The following is a 17,776-nucleotide window of genomic DNA, read 5'->3' as shown; positions in this document are numbered from 1 at the left end:
TCTGTTCAGTTCACTGGTGGGGCTTCGACGGGGTCGAGGCGGACCGAGCGGCCTTCTTCGGACGAGCGATAGATGGCGTCGATGACGCGCTGGACCGCGAGGCCCTGTTCGACCGTGTTGCGGCCGGGGTGTTCGCCCGCCGCGACTGCTTCGAGGAAGAGCTTCTGTTCGGACTTGTGGGTGTCGTTGGGCTGGGTCTCGATGTTGGCCGTGCTGAGGTGGTTGCCGCCGCCGGTGCCGCCCTCGTACACTTCGAGTTCGTGGCTGGCGCGGTCGAAGCGAGCGCCACCCTCGGTGCCGCGGAGGAAGAACTCGTCGTTGGTCGGGCGGTTCGTCGCCCACGCGACTTCGAGCGAGATGGTCGTCCCCTCGGCGGTTCGGATGAACGCACTCGCGGAGTCGTCGACGTCGAACCCTTCGGGACCGACGTCGTCGCCCCACATCTCGACGAACGTGTAGTCGTCTTTGTCGCCGAACTGCGAGCGAGTGACGCCCGAGACTTCGACGACCTCGGGGAAGTCGAGGAAGTAGAGTGCGAGGTCGATAGCGTGAACGCCGATGTCGATAAGCGAGCCACCGCCGGAGATGTCCTTCGAGGTGAACCACGAACCGCGGCCGGGGATGCCGCGTCGGCGCACGTAGTTGGCTTCGATGTGAGACATGTCGCCGAACCGGCCGTCTTCGTAGTAGTGGCGAACGACCTCGACCGGGTTCGCAAAGCGGTTGTTGAAACCGACCATACAGAAGCCATCGGCCTGTTTCGCCGCGTCGGCGATGCGCTCGGCGGATTCGAGCGAGTGCGCGAGCGGCTTTTCGAGAAGCACGTCGAGCCCGGCGTCGAGGGCCGCGACGGCGTACTCCTCGTGGAAGCGGTTCGGGGTCGTGATGACGACGGCATCGACCTCTGCGAACAGCTCTGCTTTCTCTTCGTAGGTGTTTACGTCGTACTTCTCTGCGAACCGTCGTCGGGCGTCAGCCTGGATATCGAGGCCGCCGACGAGGTCGGCACCGAGGTCGACCAATCGGTCTGCGTGGTGGTGCCCGATGTTTCCAAGTCCGACGATACCGACCCGGACTGATGACACTGTATTCATGATTCAATTATTAACTACTACTGGTGTTAAGTTTCACGTTCTGTGGTCTGTATTGCCAGAATCGGCGTCAGACGCCTGCAAGCGCGCCGGTCGCGGGGTGACTCGACTGGGCGTCAGTAGAGTTGTTCCTCGCGCTCCTTGCGCTCTTCTTCGCGGCGTTCTTTTTCCTTGAGTTTTCGACGGCCTCGAAGGTACTGTCGACCCTTCGGGATGAATTTGTTCTTCACGTCGAGGACGAACGAGACGATGCCGTACGCCCAAAAGAAGAACAGGACAGTCATCCCGCCGAGGTAGAGTATTCCGAGTTCGTTGACCATGGGTACGTGATACCGTGTGTTGTGGATAAGCGTTGTGTGGGTGTGACGACTCAGTCGTCGCTTTCGGCCTCCGCATCAGCAGGCCCGCTGGCCGTGATGGTGCTTTCGATGCCGTGACTGAGTGCGATACCCGTCTCCGTGTCGAAGAGGTGGACTCTGGTTCGGTCGAGGACGACTTCGACGTCTCTGTCTTCTTCGATGTCGGAGTCCGGCGAGACGCTCATCAGGAGTTGGTCGTTGGCGGCGACCGACGCCTCTTCGAGGTCCGCGTGTGCTTCTTCGGCGAGCTTCAGGTAGACGAATATCTCGTCGCCCATCGGCTCCAACACGTCCGTCGTCGCCTCGATGCGGTGGGTCGGGTTCGCCACCTGTCGCTCGTTCTGGACGAGGTAGACGTCCTCGGGCCGGATGCCCATCGTCACGTCTCTGCCCGTCTCGATGCCGACGTCGGCAGGGTCGAACTCGACGTCGATGTTGGTCGAGACGAACCCGTTTTCGGTAATCTCCCCGTCGAGGAAGTTCATCGAGGGCGACCCGATGAACCCGGCGACGAAGAGGTTCGCAGGCTCGTTGTAGCAGACGAGCGGCGGGTCGATTTGCTGGAGTTGGCCGGAGTCGATGACCGCGATGCGGTCGGACATCGTCATCGCCTCCGCCTGGTCGTGGGTGACGTAGACGATAGTCGTATCCAGCTCTTTGTGCAGACGCTGGAGTTCCGTGCGCATGTGGACGCGGAGCTTCGCGTCGAGGTTCGCAAGCGGCTCGTCCATCAGGAACACGCCGGGGTTGCGGACGATTGCACGGGCGATGGCGACGCGCTGTCGCTGCCCACCGGACATCTCGTCGGGCATGCGTTCGAGCATCCCGCCGAGTTGCACAATCTCGGAGGCGCGCTCGACGCGACGGTCGATTTCCTCCTTGTCGTAGTTGCGGAGGCGGAGACCGAACGAGATGTTGTCGTACACGTCCATGTGCGGGAACAGCGCGATGTTCTGGAACACCATCGCCACCCCGCGGTCCTTCGGTGGAAGGTTCGTGACCTCGCGGTCGCCGATGAAGACCTTCCCTTCCGAGGGGATGGTCAGCCCCGCAATCATCTCCATGGTCGTCGACTTGCCGCATCCCGATGGACCGACGAGGCAGATAAATTCGCCGTCGTTGATTTCGAGATTCATGTCGTCGACCGCCGTTACGTCGTCGTAGTGCTTGCTTACGTGTTCGAGTTTAACGTCTCCCATGGTTACTCCTTCAGTGCTCCTGCAGTCAGTCCACTGACGATACGCTCTTGTGCTATGATAACAAGGACCGCCACAGGTAAGACTCCCACGATGGAAGCGGCGGCCATCAGGTTAAACGGCGTGTCGAACTGGCCCTGGTATTTCAGGATGCCGGCGACGATGGGTGCCCACGAGGAGGCCTCACCGTTGTTCATCAGGAACGAGAAGAAGAACTCGTTGTACACTGCGATGAACGTGAGGACACCCGCTGTCGCCACGCCGGGTGCCGAAAGCGGCACGATGACGCGGAACAGCGCCCCGAGACGCGTGGTTCCTTCGACCCGTGCTGCATCCTCCAACCCGTCCGGAATCTGTCCGTAGAAGGTCGTGAGGATGAAGATAGACAGGGGAAGGAACAGTGCGCTAAAGGGCAGCACCATCGGTGCCGGCGTGTTGAACAGGTCCGGCGACGAGATGGTGACAGCGCCGATGCTCAGCGCGGTGTTCCCGGTGAACAGTTCGAACAGCGGGATGAGGAACGCTGCCGGTGGGAAGTACGAGATGGCGAGGATACCGAGCATCAGGATGCCCTTTCCGGGGAACCGAAGTCGCCCGAAGACGTACCCCGCGAGGCTCGCGATGAGCAACACGATGACAGTCGTCGTGATACCGAGCACGAAGCTGTTGAACATGAACAGGTGGAACGGCACCCGTTCGAACATCGTGATGAACACCTCGGGCTGGAAGCCCTTCGGCAGCAGTCCCATGTTGGTGATGAGGCGGTTCGGCGTGAGCGCCAGCACCAACAGCCAGTAGAACGGGAACAGCGTCGTGACCAGGAAGAACACCGTCGCGACGTAGAACATCGCGCGGTAGACTCTGTCCGGGTTCTTGATTGCTTTGTCCACCCACCGGCCGAGCGGACCGCGTTTCATCTCTGCGTCGTCGGCTCCGACACCGACACCGGACGTTTCGCTGGACATGTTAGATACCCTCGCTGGCGAAGTTGACGATGTATACGGAGACCACGACGGCGATGATGCCCGCGGTGACGAACGCCACCGTCGCCGAGGTTCCGTACAGCGGTGCGTTGAACGTGGTGACGACGAGACACGAGAGGGACGGGACCGTCTGGCACCCGGCCATCGTCTCGATGATACCGTAGACCCGCATCGCGTCGATGGTGCGGAACAGCATCGCGACCAGCACCGTCGGCAGGATGAGCGGGAAGGTAATCAGCTTGAACTGCTGCCAGCGCGACGCGCCGGCCACCTTCGCCACGTCGTACAGCGACCGGTCGATGCTCTGCATCCCGGCGAGGATGAGAAGCGCCATGAACGCTGACGTCTTCCACACGTCGGCCACGATGATGAGGAACAACGCGTCTGCGGTGTCACGCAGCGGCGTCGTTCCGATGAGTCCGAGTTGGTTCAACAGCGCCGGATTGTCGCTCGTCCCGATGAGGAAGCCGATGTTCGGCTGGAACATCAGGAAGAAAATCATCCCCTGAATGACGATGGGCACGGCCCACGGGATGATGATAGCGACGCGGACCCACCGCCGACCACGGAAGTCCTGGTCGAGGATGAGCGCCTGACCGAAGCCGATGAGCGTTTCGAAGAGCACGCTGAACAGGGTGAAGATGAGCGTCACCATCAGCGCGCTCGAGTAAATGTCCGTTACGAACGGGAACTGTGTCGTGAACGTCGGGAGGAACGCGGACGGAAGTGCGAAGTCTCGTGCTCCGGTGAACAGGTCGATGTAGTTCTGCAACCCGACGAACTCACCCAGGCGTGCGGACCCCGTTAGCTGGTCGGCGAACAGCGACATGCTGAACGTCTGGACCAGTGGGTAGACCGCGATTACCCCCAAAAGGATGAGTGCGGGTGCGAGAAGCAGGTACGCGAACTGCGTCTCCGTGAGCGTTTCCATCCAGTTTACGGCCGACGCGTACGGGCCGGTGCGCCGGGAATCAGAAACTGCCTCCCCCGATTGTTGTTCTGTAGCCATGACAATTGATAACGTTTGTGTGGGATAAGTTACGTCTTATCCCGTGACGGAGTTTATGCGGCGCTCTGCTCGATCTGTTCGAGTTGCGACTTGAGGTCGGACATCGCCTTCTCCGGGGTCTTCTCCCGTGCCATCGCGTTGTTGACTTCTTGGGAGATTTTCCCGGACTGCTGTGGCCACACGACAGTGACCGGACGGGGGATGGCGTTGTTGCCAGCGACCTTCAGCGCGTCGAGGTAGCGACCGATGACGGGCACCTGCTGTGCACGCTCGGAGTCGAGCAGCGACGGGCGTGGCGGAATCCAGCCGATGATTTCGAACATATCGAGCTGGAACTGCTCGTCTTGCATGGCCTTGAAGACCTGCACGGCCGCCTGCTTTTTGGCGTCCGTCGCGTTCGGGTTCATCGTCAGGTGCCACCCACCGAGCGCGGCGACGGGACCACCAGTTCCCTCGTACTTCGCTTCGTCGGGCGTGACACCGTACGGAATCGGCATGACACCGAGGTCTTCGCCGAAGCCGGTCTGGTCGTTGTCTTCGGTCGGCTCGGCACCGTTGATGACGATGGAGTACGGCCAGTTGCGGTGCATGATGGCGTCGCCGCCGGTGAACGGCTTGCGAGACGGTTCTTCGGTCCACTGGAGAACGGCCTCGGGCGCAATCTTGCCCGTGATACCCTCCAGCGAGTGTTCGTCGTCCTCGCCGTGAATGAGGGTACGAACCATTCGGATGGAGTCGAGAACAGGCTCTTCGTCGACTGTGACCGGGCGGTCACCGACTGGACCGAAGAGGTTGTCTCGACCACCGAAGTACGCGCCACCGTACGAGGTCATGAACTCGTTGAAGTCACAGCACGACAGGCCTTCGTAGACGTTCGCTTGGAAGGTGTACCCGTACTGGACGTCGGAGTTGGCTTCCATGGCCTCTTTCGTGACTTTCGAGAACTCCTCCCAGGACATGGACTCGGTCGCCCACGTGTCGAAGTCGTCGTCGGTATAGCCCGCGTTTCGAAGCAGGTCTTTTCGGTACTGCATCGTCGGGAAGTCGGGGAAAAGCGGCTGTCCGTATAGGTCACCGTCTGTTCCCTTCGCCGTCGAGACGCTGGCATCGAAGTACTCGTCTTCGATGGCCGATGTCATCTCGCTCGGCAGCGACTTCGATAGGTTCTGCAGTTGGTTCCGCGCGATGAACGGAATCGTCCACCCGCTGTCCATCATCAGCAGTGTCGGTTCTTGCCGACCACCACTGAGCCACTGCTGGTACTGCGCTTGACGGTTGTCAGTCACCTGCGACCCGGCGACGATTTCCACCGTGATATTGTCTGGCAATCCAGCGTTCCGAAGTGCCTCGAAAATCGCGTCTTCGTTGTCGGCGACGCGGGTGTCCGCCGCCCACTTGACGGTAATCTCCTCGGTTGGTTCTTCGGTGTTAATCGGTGTGTCGTCGTCTCCGTTGCCACCACCGCCACCGTTGCCACCACCGTTGCCGTCTCCGCCCCCTGTACTAATGCAGCCCGCGAGTCCGACTGCAGCGCCCGATGCGCCGGCAGCCTTCACGAAACTGCGTCGAGAGACGCCATTGCGCTTGCCCCTGTGTGAGTCAGTATCAACCATTACAGTTTGTACTCTAAGTTTAGTGATTATTTATACTTTTGGTGGGAGTTACTACCGCTGTTGTAGTAAACTACTTGTCAATATTCACTGCAGTCCGAATTCCAATCTATTCGATATTTGTGAGAATCGATACCTAGATACGGGTTGTCACAGCTTAGTCTTTTCCCGGAGCAGGCCATCGAGGCGTCTTTGGGGCCTCAATGCGCTCGATATCCGCACTCGATAGGTCGACGTCGAGAGCACCGATATTCTCGTCGAGGTGGTCGAGTCGGCGTGGCCCGATGATTGGCGCGTCGACGACTGGTTTGTGTAATAACCACGAAAGTGACACCTGTGCAGGCGACGCATCCTTTTCATCAGCGATGGCACGAATCTCGTCGAGGACGGCCCAGTTTTCGTCCGTAAATCGGTCGGACGTGTAGTCGTCCGTGTCCGCGCGCGTGTCCGCGGGGACCTCGCTATCTCGTTCGTACTTTCCGGTGAGAAAGCCGCCGGCGAGCGGTGACCACGGGATGACACCGACACCTTCTCCCTCACAGACGGGGAGGAGATTCGCTTCCTCGTGTCTATCGACCGCGTTGTACTCGGGTTGCATACACGCGAAGCGTTCGACGTTCTCGACGTCCGCGGTGTACAGCGCTTTGGTGAACTTGTACGCCGACATCGTACTCGCGCCGATGTACCGGACGAGACCCTCCTCGACGAGGTGGTCGAGCGCCGAAAGCGTCTCTTCGATTGGGACCTGCTCGTCCCACCGGTGAATCTGATAGAGGTCGATGTAATCGGTGCCGAGTCTGTCGAGACTCGCCTGCGCTTGGTCGAGAATGTGCTTGCGCGAGAGTCCGGATTTGTTTGGCCCGTCACCCATCGGGAAGAACACCTTCGTCGCGACGACCAGTTCGTCGCGGTCGCGCCCGGCGATTGCGTCGCCGACGATTCGCTCCGATTCACCGCGAGAGTAGGCGTTGGCCGTGTCGAGGAAGTTGATGCCGGCGTCGAGCGCGTGGTCGAGGAGTTCGAGGCTCGCCTCTCTGTCGTTCATCATCCACTCCGCACCGGACCCGAAGTTCATACACCCGAGACAGAAGCGCGAGACTTCCAGACCGGTGTTCCCCAGATACGTGTACTTCATCTCTGTCATAGTGACACATACACATACCGCGGAGAAAAATGTGCGTACGGTGAGGTGAATCACGAGCGACGCCCTGAGACGTAATCGCTTTACCCACCCCTCGGGAATCCGGAGTGTATGGACGGGCGCACACGCGAGTACCTCGAAGGGCGCTTCGGTGACTACTACCGAAGCGCCGCCGTCCCTCTCCCGCCCGCGCCGGGCGAGCGAGAGTGGGGCGTCATCCCCTGGTCTGCGGGCGGCACACGGATGCACCGTCACCAGTCGCTTTTGGACCTCGGTGACCTCGACGACTACCTCACGCGCAGCGCGCCCAGACACGTCTACTTTTCGTCGGCCCGCTTTTCGGACCCCGGTGCGTCCTCCATGGACGAGAAGGGCTGGCGCGGCGCGGACCTCGTCTTCGACATCGACGCCGACCACCTCCCGGGCGTCGACCCCGACGAGACGAACTACGCGGACATGCTCGAATTCGGAAAAGAGGCGCTGTTGGACCTCGTCGACCTCCTCGAACGCGACTTCGACTTCGACGAGATGCAGGTCGTCTTCTCCGGCGGCCGCGGCTACCACGTCCACGTCAGAGACGACTCCGTCCGACAACTCGACAGCGACGCGCGACGCGAAATCGTCGATTACATCCGCGCTATCGACCTCGACGTGGAGGGACTCATCGAGACGCGCCAGTACGGAACGACGACACGGCGCGTCCTTCGAACCGAAGGCGGGTGGGGCCGCCGGACGCACCAGCGCCTCCTCGATTTCGCCGACGGCCTGATGGAGATGGAAGAAGACGCCGCGCTCGAACGACTGATGGAACTCGACGGTATCGGCGAGGGTCGCGCGGAGACCATCCTCGGGACGTTCCGCAACAACCCCGAGGCAATCCGTGACGGAAACGTCGAAGCGGGCGGCCCGGGCGTCCGAACGCTCGTCGAAGCACTCGCGAACGAGACGGTCGAGGACGAAACGTCGCCCATCGACGAACCGGTGACGACCGACACGAAGCGCCTGATTCGACTCCCGAAGAGTCTCCACGGCGGGTCGGGGCTCGTCGTCCAACCGCTCGACCGCGACGAAATCGACGACTTCGACCCGCTCGCCGACGCCGTTCCCGACCGCTTCCGCGACGAAGAGACGACAGTGAAAGTCACCGACGCCGGACCGGTGACGTTCGATGGCGATACATTTACACTCCAGTCTGGCGTCCAATCAGTACGCGAGAGTCTCGGGATTTTCCTCATGACCCGCGGGCGAGCCGAGAAGGTGCAACAATGAACGTAGACGAACTCAGGAGTGTGCTGCGGACCGAACGGCAGAAAGACAGCCTGCAGCAGCTACGCGAGTCGTTCTACGAAGACGTCTCCGACTACATCGCCGAGCGAAAGGCGACGAGAGAACAGAAAGCGGAGGAGCTCGGCACCCACTACTCGCCCGATATTCGACAGATTACCGACGAAATCGAGACCGCAGAAGAGGTCGTCACGTCGATTTACGAACGCCGTGTCGGCAAGGTCGTCAAGGCTGCGAGTTTCTCGGCCGCCGGGATGTCCAGTACGACCGAGGGGCTGACGACCGAAGAAAAGCGTCTCTTCGAGGACCTCGTCTCCCGAATCGAAGAAAACAGGTCGACGGTCCTCTCGTCGCTCGAAGACGTCGCGGCCGCCGACGCACCGGCGGGCGGCCACGAGTCGGCAGGGAGCCACGGGCTAGCAGGCGACCACGGAACGGGCGCGTCCCACGACGTGGCCGCCGACCCCGACACAGCCGAGGCACCTGCGTCTGACCCCACGATTCCACCGGACGAACCGGACCCCGAGACCGCTGATTCTGCGCCCACGTTCGACACGCCATCTGAGAGTGCTGGCGACGTACTCGCCAACGCGATGGGCGACGGCGACGATGCTGACGAGTCGATGGAGGGTGCTTCCGAGTCGCCGACAATGGCGGCCAATTCCGAGTCGCCGACAACAGCCGCCTCCGAGTCGCCCGCGGCAGACGACGACGCTCCCCGTCCCCCGAGCGAGGCCGACGCGGTCCTCGGCGACGACGGGGCAAACGTGGCAGACGGGGACTCGGACGCTGACCCGACCACACCCCCGAAGGCGGAGGCTGACGACGACCCACTCGCGGGACTCGTCGACGACCGCGAGACGGTTCGAATCACCGCCGACGTGGGGACGATTCTCGGTATCGACGACCGGGAGTACGACCTCGCTCGCGAGGACGTGGTGACGCTTCCTGCGGCGAACGCCGACCCACTCGTCGAGCGCGGTGCGGCCGAGAAACTCGAGTGAGAAAGACCCTTCTCCGGTCCGTGTGAAGACACAGCCATGCTCTCAGTAGGTGACGCAGCACCCGATTTCGAACTTCCAGACCAGCACGGCGACACCGTTTCGCTGTCCGAGTACCGCGGCCAGCGCGTCGTGGTGTACTTCTATCCCCGAGCGGACACGCCGGGGTGTACCACAGAGGCGTGCGGTTTCCGCGATTCGTGGGACGAGTTCGGCGAGCGCGACGTGGCGGTCCTCGGCATCAGCGACGACCCAGTCTCGGACCTCGACTCCTTCGCCGACAAGTACGACCTGCCGTTCTCGCTTCTGTCCGACGAAGACGGCAGCGTCTCAAGCGCGTACGACTCCTACGGCGAAAAGAACATGTTCGGAAAGACCTTCGACGGCGTGTTCAGGAACACGTATCTCGTCGGACCGGACGGAACGATAGAGCAAGTCTACGAAGGCGTCTCACCCGACGGCCACGCCGAAGAAATTCTCGCCGACCTCGACGACTAACTACCCCTCTCAGTCTCCGACGGCGACCGACACTCCCGTTGCAACTCTGCTTCGAGTACCTTCTTTACAATCGCAGTGAGACACACCTCATTTCCGGTGAAACAAACGCGAAGCTCGTTGAAAATTTAGTATCCCTAGCAGTGGGTACCACTACATAGCAGACAGGAGTAATAAGAACATGTCGGTCCGCCGGAGTCCCCCCGATTCAGCCCGGGGCGACAGCCGACTCGCCGAACGGAAGTGGACCTAGTAGAAGGTCCGGCCCGCTTCGTCTTCGTGTTGGACTTCGCTCTGGTGGAAGCGCTCTTCGATTTCGTCGTAGCGGCGGCGGACCTCGTCGGTGACGCTCGGTCCGACCTCGTCGAGCGCGTCGACGAAGTGGTCCATCGTGACGCGCACGTTGCCGATGCTCTCGTCGATTTCGTCTTTCTCTACGCTCGTGATGAACTCACGGCTGGCGTTCATCGACGCCTCGCGGCAGAGCGCTTCGATGTCGGCACCGACGTAGCCGTCGGTTCTCGACGCGATTTTGTCGAGGTCGACGTCGTCGGCCAGCGGCTTGTGCTCCGTGTGGACGTCGAGGATGGCGCGGCGAGCGTCCTCGTCCGGCACGGGAACGTGAACGTGGCGGTCGAGGCGACCGGGGCGCAAGAGCGCCGCGTCGATGAGGTCCGGGCGGTTCGTGGTCGCGATGACGACCACGTCTTCGAGCGATTCGAGGCCGTCCAACTCGGTCAAGAGTTGCGAGACGACGCGCTCTGTGACGCCGGAACTCGTGGAGTCGCTCCCGCGTTCTGCGGCGATGGAGTCGATTTCGTCGAAGAACACCACAGTCGGGGCGTTTTCGCGGGCTTTCTTGAACACTTCGCGGACGCCCTTCTCGGACTCGCCGACGAACTTGTTGAGCAGTTCGGGGCCCTTGATAGAGATGAAGTTCGACTCCGCCTCGTTGGCGACGGCCTTGGCGAGGAGGGTCTTCCCCGTCCCCGGTGGGCCGTACATCAGGACGCCTTTGGCGGCGGCCATGTCCATCTTCTCGAAGACCTCGGGGTATTCGAGGGGCCACTGGATGGTCTCACGGAGGCGTTCTTTGGTGTCTCCGAGGCCGCCGACGTCCTCCCAGGTAACGTCCGGCACTTCGACGAACACTTCGCGGAGCGCGGAGGGTTCGGTGCTCTTGAGCGCCTCCTTGAAGTCGTCTTCAGTGACGCGCAGACTTTCGAGGACTTCGGCGTCGATTTCCTCGGCTTCGAGGTCGAGTTCCGGGCGGATGCGACGCAGCGCGTGCATCGCCGACTCCTTCGCCAGCGATTCGAGGTCGGCACCGACGAACCCGTGGGTGTTGTCGGCGTAGGAGTCGAGGTCGACCTCGTCGGTCAGCGGCATGTTCCGCGTGTGGACCTGCAGAATCTCCTTGCGGCCCTCGCGGTCCGGGACGCCGATTTCGATTTCGCGGTCGAAGCGACCGCCCCGCCGGAGTGCGGTGTCGATGGCGTCGACACGGTTGGTCGCGCCGATGACGACGACTTCGCCGCGCTCGTCGAGGCCGTCCATCAGCGACAGCAGTTGTGCGACGACGCGGCGTTCGACGTCACCGCCGGCCTCGCCGCGCTTGGGCGCGATGGAGTCGATTTCGTCGATGAAGACGATAGCCGGCGAGTTCTCCGTGGCCTCCTCGAAGATTTCACGGAGTTGCTCTTCGGACTCGCCGTAGTACTTCGACATGATTTCCGGGCCGGAAATCGTGTGGAAGGAGGCGTCGATTTCGTTGGCGACGGCCTTGGCGATGAGCGTCTTTCCGGTCCCCGGCGGGCCGTGCAGGAGGACGCCTTTCGGCGGTTCGATGCCGAGGCGCTTGAACAGTTCCGGGTGACGCATCGGCAGTTCGATCATCTCGCGGACCTGTTCGAGCTCCTTGTCGAGACCGCCGATGTCCTCGTAGGTCACGGAGGGACCGTCACTCGTACCGGAGGAGGTGTCGGCGATTTGCTCGGCCGGCTTCTGGCTGACTTGGAACTCGGTGTTGTCGTTGACGACGACCGTTCCGGACGGTTGCGTCGAGGCGATTTTGATTGGCACCGACTGGTTCGACGCGCTCATGAAGCCGAATCCGAGCGGAAGCTGGACGTTCTGGCCCTTCGTGACGGGCTGTCCGGAGAGTTTGTCGCGGATGTAGGTGCCGACGTTCCCGCCGATACGGAGGTTCTGCGGGAGCGCAATCGTCACCTTCTGTGCGGGCTTGACGTCGGCTTTCGCCACGTCGACGCGGTCGTCGATGCCGACGCCGGCCTCTTGCCGGAGCCGACCGTCGATACGGATGACGCCCGTGTTCTGGTCTTCGGGGTAGCCCGGCCAGACACGCGCGATGGCGGTACCGCCGTCGGGGCCTTCGATGCGGATGAAATCTCCGCCTTCGAGGTCGAGCTTATTCGCGGCGGCCCGGTCGATAGCAGCGAGTCCACGACCGGCGTCCTTCTGCTTCAGGGGTTTGACGATGAGTTTCATTTATTTCTGGATGGTGATGGTGAGCACGCCGTTTTGCACGCCGACCTCGGCGTCGCCGGCGGGGAGTTCGAACTCCGTCTCGGTCACGCGGGCTCCGGTGTCGGCGACGACGATGGCCGTCGAGCCGACGATATCGACATCGACCTCGTCCTCCGAGAGACCGACGTCGGCGGCGATGACCCAACTGTCGTCGTATTCGTACCGGCGAAGGAACCGCTCGTTGCCGCCGGCGAACTGTTGCATGCTCATAATATCTCTAACCCAAGGTTAGTGTTTATGGTATTAATATCTTTCGCCGATGAATCGGGTGACGGGGTGGGGAATCCCTAATTTCAGTTGTATTGCGGTTCACACCAGATTCACCTCAATTCGTAGTTCGTGATGGGGTCATGTCAAACTAGTGGCTCGACATAGACAGGTCCGCGGCGAGAGCGCACAGCGCCGAGAAAGACGACCACAATCCCAGAAGCGCACACTCCCAGTCGAACGAGGACACAACTCACCGTATCGCCCGATTGGTGGGGGGAACTCACCACGTCGTAGGGGTTTATTCACACAGCGGCCACACGTTCATACATATGGAGACTGCGACGGTTGACCACCACGGACGGACGACGAACTATCGCATCCGTGACGCGGGCGGCGACGACCCGACGATTCTGTGTATCCACGGCAGCGGCGGCGCATTGGGCGCGTGGCGCGGACAGTTCCGACTGGCGAGCGATTACCCTGTCGCCGCACTCGACCTCAGCGGCCACGGAGAGAGCGACGACGTGGACGCCGATGCGGGGTACGAAGCGCTTTCGGCCTACGTCGACGACGTGGTCGCCGTCGTCGAGGAGACGGGTGCGAGCGTCCTCGTCGGAAACTCACTCGGCGGTGCCGTCGCGATGACGTTCGCTCTGGAACGCGACATCGACCTCGACGCGCTCGTCCTCGCAGGAACCGGGGCGAAGCTTTCGGTCCTCCAAGACCTGCTCGAATGGCTCGACGACGACTTCGACAGGGCGGTCGAGTTCCTCCACGGCGACGACCACCTGTTTCACACGACCGACGAGCGGTTCATCGAAGGCTCGAAGCAGGCGATGTACGACGCGGGACAAGCAGTCACCAGTCGCGACTTCCGGTCGTGCCACACCTTCGATATCCGCGACGAAATCGACCGTATCGACGTGCCGACGCTCGCGCTCGTCGGAGAACACGATAAGTTGACGCCACTGAGCTATCACCAGTACCTCGCCGACGAGATGCCGGACTGCGAACTCGCGACGATAGAAGACGCTGCGCACCTCGCGATGCTCGAACAGCCCCGCGCGTTCAACGCGGCCGTACAGGACTTCCTCGACCGGCGAGTCTGAACGCGCTCTCGACGCTCGATTTCGACGATTCCCTCAGTACAACTCGTCGAGGTCGTCTTCGACGTGGCTGTGTTCTTCGGCTGGGAAGTCGCCGGACTCGACGGCGTCGCGGTAGGAATCGACTGCGGACTCCATCTCCGATTTCACGTCGCCGAACTGCGCCGCGAACGGCGGGACACTGTCGCCCATGCCGACGACGTCGTTGATGACGAGCACCTGCCCGTCGCAGTCGGGTCCGGCACCGATACCGATTGTCGGGATGTCGATTGCCTCCGTGACCTGCCGTGCGAGGTTCGCGGGGACGTGTTCGAGGACGAGCGAGAACGCGCCGGCCTCGGCGTGTGCCTTCGCGAGGTCCATGATTTCGCGGGCGTCGTCGCGGTCGGTTCCCTGTCTGCTGAGTCCGAGTTCCTTCACGCGCTGCGGCGTGAGACCGAGATGCGCCATCACCGGGATACCGAGTTGGACGAGGCGCTCGGTCAGTTCGACGGTGTGGGGGCCGCTCTCTAATTTGACCGCGTCGGCGTCCGCCTCCTTGAGCATGCGGCCGCAGTTCTCGATGCTCGCAGCCTCGTCTACGCCGAACGAGAGAAACGGCATATCGGCGACGACGAGCGCGTCGTCGGTCGCGCGGGCGACTGCCGCGGTCCGGCTGTGCATCTCTTCGACCGTGACTGGCAGTGTCGAGTCGTAGCCGAGCGATGCGTTGCCCATGCTGTCGCCGACGAGGATGATGTCGATTCCGGCCTCGTCGACGATGCGTGCTGTCGGCGCGTCGTACGCCGTGAGCATTGTGATTGGCTCGTCTCCAGCCTTCGCCCGAAGGGAACGTACCGTGGCCATAGTTGCCATTCATCCGTCCGGGTTATGAGCGTCCCCCTTTGTCGACGCGACGCCGGGCAGTAGTGGGACCGAAGCACGCAAACTGTGGTGAGAGAGCCGAAGCGTGCAAACTTGGGGTAGACGAGTAAGATAGGATTATACCGATTGCAGCCACTCCATTGAGGCACGTATGCCCTCCCTAACACCTGCGCGCCGTGGGGTCTCTCCAGTCATCGGCGTCGCACTCATGCTGGTCGTCGTCGTCCTCCTCGCGGCTACCGTCGGTATCATGGTCACAGGATTCGGCGACACGCTTCGCGAACCACGACCGCACGTCGCGTTCGACGTGGCGTACCATCCTGACGGGGAGGGAAACAGCGGAAATGGGGCGTACATCAATATCTCCCACGACCGCGGCAGTTTCGAAGACGGCGATAGCGTGTTCGTCGTCGACGACAGCGGCAACCGACTCGCGTGGGAGGACGTCTGGACCGGCGGCCCACAGGTCGGGCCGGCTGGAGAGTACGCCCACATCGATGGCGAGGGGTCAGACAGTGTGCTGAATCCAATCTGCACCGCTGGACAGCACTACCGTGTCATCATCGAGTACGAAGACGGCTCGTCACAGATACTCGTCGACTACGAGATTCCGTCCGACCCGACATCGACCAGCAGCAACTGTTGAACTCGACGCGCTCCGAGCGACGGGAATCGGCACGCATTAGCCCCCACCGTGATACCACTACCCGTGCAACCTGTCGAGCGCTCGAATCCCGACGGTGTCGACTACGGCTGGGTCATGCAGACGACCTTCGTCACGACGATTCTCGTCGGCTCCCCAATCGTCGCCCTCCTCTCGTTGAACGCGACGCTCCCGACGTGGGGCGACAAAGCCGAGTTCGCCATCCGTGTCGGTGCTGTCATCTGGTTCCTTACCGCAATCGCCGTGTACGTCTACGCGAAGCGAACCGATGCAGGCGACGGCGGCACCAAGCCGGACGACGACATCAACCCAGAGAAGGCCAGTAATCCGGACAGTACCCCGACCACCAGCGAGTCCGAATCGGACGCGAAGGCGGACGCCTGACGGTACGTCAAGGCGACCCGCTTCCCGAGGCTGTTCTCTCCCATCGGCTGGCGACTCCCGGAAACTCTTTCACACGATACGGCGACGTTCGCGTATGATAGACGAGACCATCGAGGAGATTCGCGAGATGCAGACGCACAGCTCCTCGGTCGTCGCCGTCAAGGCAGCGCAGTCGCTCGCGGAGTTAACCGAGCGCGACTACGTCACCGTCGAGGAGTTCGAACGCGACCTCGAACGGAACGTCAGCGCACTCAAGCGTGCGAACCCATCGCACGCCTCTCTCTACAACGCCTTACAGGAAGTCCTCAACGACGTGCAGGGCGAGGCCGACGACATCGACGAGGCGCGCGAACGAACGCTTTCGACTATCGACCGCGTCGTCGAAAAAGTCGAGACGGGCAAACACCGCGCTGCGAAGAACGCCGCCGAGACGTTCGAAGACGGCACGACGTTCCTCACGCACGACTACTCCTCGACGGTCATGGAGGCCGTCGAACTCGCCGTCGAAGACGGGGCTGACTTACACGCGTACGTCACCGAGGCGCGGCCGCGCTTCCTCGGCCGGAAATTCGCCCGCGAACTCGCCGCCATCGACGGCGTCGAGCCACACCTGATGGTCGACGGTGCCTCGGGACTCTTCCTCCCGAAGTGCGACCGCGTCGTCATCGGCATGGACTGTATCGTCGACGAGACGCTCTACAATCGCGTCGGTACCTTCCCGCTCGTCGCCGCCGCGAACGAAGTTGGCGTGCCCGTGACTGTCGTCGGGTCGAGCGCAAAGCTCGTCGATGGCGGCTTCCGCTTCGAAAACGAGATTCGGTCGCCCAGCGAGGTCATGCTCGAACCCGTCGAGGGCATCGAGTTAGAGAACCCCGCCTACGACGCTACGCCTGTCGACCTCATCGACGAGGTCATCACCGACGAAGGCGTCGTGGAGTACTAACCGAGGTCGCCATTCGGGGTCTGTTTTTCAGGAGTCTCTGGTAGCAACCAGTTACCCCTGAAGTTGACTTCACAGGTGGGTAGCTTCCGTTGAAACCTGGCGTGGTTCCCGTGAAGCAATTGGTGAACAACTAAATGCCTCGGCGTATCTTATTCAGATACGATGGCACACAAACCCCGGAAAGAGAACCACGACGATGAGGGTCACGAAGAGTTCGTCCCTCAGGAGGTTCTCGACGGGATCGAAGACTTCGTAGAGGGACGCGTGTCCTCGAAAGAAGACATTGCCAGTGTCCTGAAATTCTGAATTCGGGAGTATTTTTTAATTTGTTATCGTCGGCACGTGTTGAGTGAGTTCCGTTCCCCTCAATAGTGAAGAGACGGTCGCGATATTCGCAGACCAGTTCACGAAATCACTTGGTGGTCTCGATGCAACGGAACAGCGACGCGTACTCAAGAAAATCCGTCGTGTGTTGGAGAGCGATACCCCATCTCGACACGTCTACGAAATTCCGACCGGGTGTGACACGCTAGAGATTTTTCGCGAAGGGAACATCCTCCGAATCTACGGCAAACTCGTTCTCGGCGTGCCCAAGGACAACAAGGAGTACAACATCTTACATCTGTTTTACGTAGACAAGCACAAGTACCGCCAACGAGACCTCGTGCGGTTCGACGAGTTGGCGGAGAGAGCACTCAAGCAAGCGACCGTTATATCGTCGCTACAGCGGATAGAGGAGTATCTAACATCGAACAAAGCGCTCGACGCCGGTGATGTCCAGCAACTTCTCGACGAGGGCAACAGCCTCTCCTGAAAAATCGGTAGACAGAGGAATCCCATCGCGCGTTGGCGGCGCGGGAACAGATACTGCTGGCGACGCGTTGTTTCT

19 protein-coding genes are annotated in these 17,776 nt (G+C 61.5%); 9 read left to right on the top strand and 10 right to left on the bottom strand.

The genetic code is table 11. The features are described 5' to 3' along the window. Positions 1-5: 5 nt before the first annotated feature. The 7 genes from KU306_RS15210 to KU306_RS15180 form a co-directional block, all read right to left on the bottom strand. A complete protein-coding gene (locus KU306_RS15210) occupies positions 6-1,094 on the bottom strand; it encodes a Gfo/Idh/MocA family protein (protein WP_007543375.1) in 1,089 nt (362 codons plus the stop codon). A gap of 113 nt (positions 1,095-1,207) precedes the next feature. Further along, entirely contained in the window at positions 1,208-1,411 is a 204-nt protein-coding gene (locus KU306_RS15205) for a DUF8005 family protein (RefSeq protein WP_007543377.1), read from the bottom strand. 50 nt (positions 1,412-1,461) lie between these two features. Next, positions 1,462-2,649: an ABC transporter ATP-binding protein gene (locus KU306_RS15200; protein WP_007543379.1), complete on the bottom strand. Its 1,188-nt coding sequence runs from the start codon at positions 2,647-2,649 to the stop codon at positions 1,462-1,464. Positions 2,650-2,651: 2 nt separating this feature from the next. Beyond that, the gene (locus KU306_RS15195) at positions 2,652-3,611 is read right to left on the bottom strand and encodes a carbohydrate ABC transporter permease (RefSeq protein WP_007543381.1); all 960 of its coding nucleotides are present in this window, start codon (positions 3,609-3,611) and stop codon (positions 2,652-2,654) included. A 1-nt stretch (position 3,612) separates the two neighbouring features. Then, entirely contained in the window at positions 3,613-4,560 is a 948-nt protein-coding gene (locus KU306_RS15190) for a carbohydrate ABC transporter permease (protein ID WP_007543383.1), read from the bottom strand. Positions 4,561-4,691: 131 nt separating this feature from the next. Further along, the gene (locus KU306_RS15185; RefSeq protein ID WP_258303407.1) at positions 4,692-6,194 is read right to left on the bottom strand and encodes an extracellular solute-binding protein; all 1,503 of its coding nucleotides are present in this window, start codon (positions 6,192-6,194) and stop codon (positions 4,692-4,694) included. Between the two features lie 211 nt (positions 6,195-6,405). Then, on the bottom strand, positions 6,406-7,392 hold the full coding sequence (locus KU306_RS15180) for an aldo/keto reductase (protein ID WP_258302410.1): 987 nt from the start codon (positions 7,390-7,392) through the stop codon (positions 6,406-6,408). A gap of 108 nt (positions 7,393-7,500) precedes the next feature. Here KU306_RS15180 and priS point away from each other — a divergent pair, with 108 nt between their 5' ends. From priS to bcp, 3 genes are read left to right on the top strand one after another with little or no spacing between them, the layout of a single operon-like run. Next, positions 7,501-8,658, top strand: coding sequence for a DNA primase small subunit PriS (gene priS / locus KU306_RS15175; RefSeq protein ID WP_007543389.1), 1,158 nt, complete (start codon positions 7,501-7,503; stop codon positions 8,656-8,658). Next, on the top strand, positions 8,655-9,677 hold the full coding sequence (locus KU306_RS15170) for a DNA replication protein (RefSeq protein ID WP_258302409.1): 1,023 nt from the start codon (positions 8,655-8,657) through the stop codon (positions 9,675-9,677). The genes priS and KU306_RS15170 overlap by 4 nt, the downstream gene beginning before the upstream one ends. Positions 9,678-9,713: 36 nt before the next feature. Beyond that, entirely contained in the window at positions 9,714-10,172 is a 459-nt protein-coding gene (bcp, locus tag KU306_RS15165; RefSeq protein ID WP_007543391.1) for a thioredoxin-dependent thiol peroxidase, read from the top strand. Positions 10,173-10,418: 246 nt separating this feature from the next. Here the strand turns inward: bcp and KU306_RS15160 are convergent, their stop codons facing one another. After that, complete coding sequence (locus KU306_RS15160) at positions 10,419-12,677, bottom strand: CDC48 family AAA ATPase (protein WP_007543392.1); 2,259 nt, start codon at positions 12,675-12,677, stop codon at positions 10,419-10,421. Further along, positions 12,678-12,926 carry an Hsp20/alpha crystallin family protein gene (locus tag KU306_RS15155; RefSeq protein WP_258302408.1) on the bottom strand — a complete coding sequence of 83 codons (249 nt, stop codon included), beginning with the start codon at positions 12,924-12,926 and terminating at the stop codon, positions 12,678-12,680. It abuts the gene before it with no gap. A 329-nt stretch (positions 12,927-13,255) separates the two neighbouring features. Between KU306_RS15155 and KU306_RS15150 the strand changes: the two genes are divergently transcribed. Continuing rightward, positions 13,256-14,035, top strand: a complete 780-nt coding sequence (locus KU306_RS15150; protein ID WP_258302407.1) for an alpha/beta fold hydrolase — start codon at positions 13,256-13,258, stop codon at positions 14,033-14,035. A 33-nt stretch (positions 14,036-14,068) separates the two neighbouring features. Here the strand turns inward: KU306_RS15150 and panB are convergent, their stop codons facing one another. Continuing rightward, positions 14,069-14,878, bottom strand: a complete 810-nt coding sequence (gene panB, locus KU306_RS15145) for a 3-methyl-2-oxobutanoate hydroxymethyltransferase (RefSeq protein WP_258302406.1) — start codon at positions 14,876-14,878, stop codon at positions 14,069-14,071. Between the two features lie 169 nt (positions 14,879-15,047). Here panB and KU306_RS15140 point away from each other — a divergent pair, with 169 nt between their 5' ends. The 5 genes from KU306_RS15140 to KU306_RS15120 all read left to right on the top strand — a co-directional run bounded on the left by KU306_RS15140 (position 15,048) and on the right by KU306_RS15120 (position 17,701). Next, on the top strand, positions 15,048-15,542 hold the full coding sequence (locus tag KU306_RS15140; RefSeq protein WP_258302405.1) for a type IV pilin domain-containing protein: 495 nt from the start codon (positions 15,048-15,050) through the stop codon (positions 15,540-15,542). Positions 15,543-15,605: 63 nt separating this feature from the next. Then, entirely contained in the window at positions 15,606-15,944 is a 339-nt protein-coding gene (locus KU306_RS15135; protein WP_007543397.1) for a DUF5822 domain-containing protein, read from the top strand. Positions 15,945-16,038: 94 nt separating this feature from the next. After that, positions 16,039-16,887, top strand: coding sequence for an eIF2B alpha/beta/delta subunit family protein (locus KU306_RS15130; protein WP_007543398.1), 849 nt, complete (start codon positions 16,039-16,041; stop codon positions 16,885-16,887). 162 nt (positions 16,888-17,049) lie between these two features. Then, on the top strand, positions 17,050-17,193 hold the full coding sequence (locus KU306_RS15125; RefSeq protein WP_160163442.1) for a hypothetical protein: 144 nt from the start codon (positions 17,050-17,052) through the stop codon (positions 17,191-17,193). Positions 17,194-17,236: 43 nt separating this feature from the next. Then, positions 17,237-17,701, top strand: a complete 465-nt coding sequence (locus KU306_RS15120; RefSeq protein WP_007543400.1) for a hypothetical protein — start codon at positions 17,237-17,239, stop codon at positions 17,699-17,701. Positions 17,702-17,776: the final 75 nt, after the last annotated feature.

This window comes from Haloferax larsenii (genome assembly GCF_024730625.1).
Lineage (GTDB): Archaea > Halobacteriota > Halobacteria > Halobacteriales > Haloferacaceae > Haloferax > Haloferax larsenii.
The sequence above is the reverse complement of the archived record's forward strand: the minus strand, read 5'-3'. Positions and strand labels throughout refer to the sequence as shown.

What these genes read in the sequence shown, in the direction of transcription:
- KU306_RS15125 (WP_160163442.1), top strand. Translation starts at nt 17,050, where the DNA reads ATGGCACACAAACCCCGGAAAGAGAACCACGACGATGAGGGTCACGAA.
- KU306_RS15190 (WP_007543383.1), bottom strand. Translation starts at nt 4,560, where the DNA reads ATGGAAACGCTCACGGAGACGCAGTTCGCGTACCTGCTTCTCGCACCC.
- KU306_RS15205 (WP_007543377.1), bottom strand. Translation starts at nt 1,411, where the DNA reads ATGGTCAACGAACTCGGAATACTCTACCTCGGCGGGATGACTGTCCTG.
- KU306_RS15195 (WP_007543381.1), bottom strand. Translation starts at nt 3,611, where the DNA reads ATGTCCAGCGAAACGTCCGGTGTCGGTGTCGGAGCCGACGACGCAGAG.
- KU306_RS15130 (WP_007543398.1), top strand. Translation starts at nt 16,039, where the DNA reads ATGATAGACGAGACCATCGAGGAGATTCGCGAGATGCAGACGCACAGC.
- bcp (WP_007543391.1), top strand. Translation starts at nt 9,714, where the DNA reads ATGCTCTCAGTAGGTGACGCAGCACCCGATTTCGAACTTCCAGACCAG.
- KU306_RS15170 (WP_258302409.1), top strand. Translation starts at nt 8,655, where the DNA reads ATGAACGTAGACGAACTCAGGAGTGTGCTGCGGACCGAACGGCAGAAA.
- KU306_RS15180 (WP_258302410.1), bottom strand. Translation starts at nt 7,392, where the DNA reads ATGACAGAGATGAAGTACACGTATCTGGGGAACACCGGTCTGGAAGTC.
- priS (WP_007543389.1), top strand. Translation starts at nt 7,501, where the DNA reads ATGGACGGGCGCACACGCGAGTACCTCGAAGGGCGCTTCGGTGACTAC.
- KU306_RS15200 (WP_007543379.1), bottom strand. Translation starts at nt 2,649, where the DNA reads ATGGGAGACGTTAAACTCGAACACGTAAGCAAGCACTACGACGACGTA.
- KU306_RS15210 (WP_007543375.1), bottom strand. Translation starts at nt 1,094, where the DNA reads ATGAATACAGTGTCATCAGTCCGGGTCGGTATCGTCGGACTTGGAAAC.
- KU306_RS15150 (WP_258302407.1), top strand. Translation starts at nt 13,256, where the DNA reads ATGGAGACTGCGACGGTTGACCACCACGGACGGACGACGAACTATCGC.
- KU306_RS15155 (WP_258302408.1), bottom strand. Translation starts at nt 12,926, where the DNA reads ATGAGCATGCAACAGTTCGCCGGCGGCAACGAGCGGTTCCTTCGCCGG.
- panB (WP_258302406.1), bottom strand. Translation starts at nt 14,878, where the DNA reads ATGGCCACGGTACGTTCCCTTCGGGCGAAGGCTGGAGACGAGCCAATC.
- KU306_RS15140 (WP_258302405.1), top strand. Translation starts at nt 15,048, where the DNA reads ATGCCCTCCCTAACACCTGCGCGCCGTGGGGTCTCTCCAGTCATCGGC.
- KU306_RS15160 (WP_007543392.1), bottom strand. Translation starts at nt 12,677, where the DNA reads ATGAAACTCATCGTCAAACCCCTGAAGCAGAAGGACGCCGGTCGTGGA.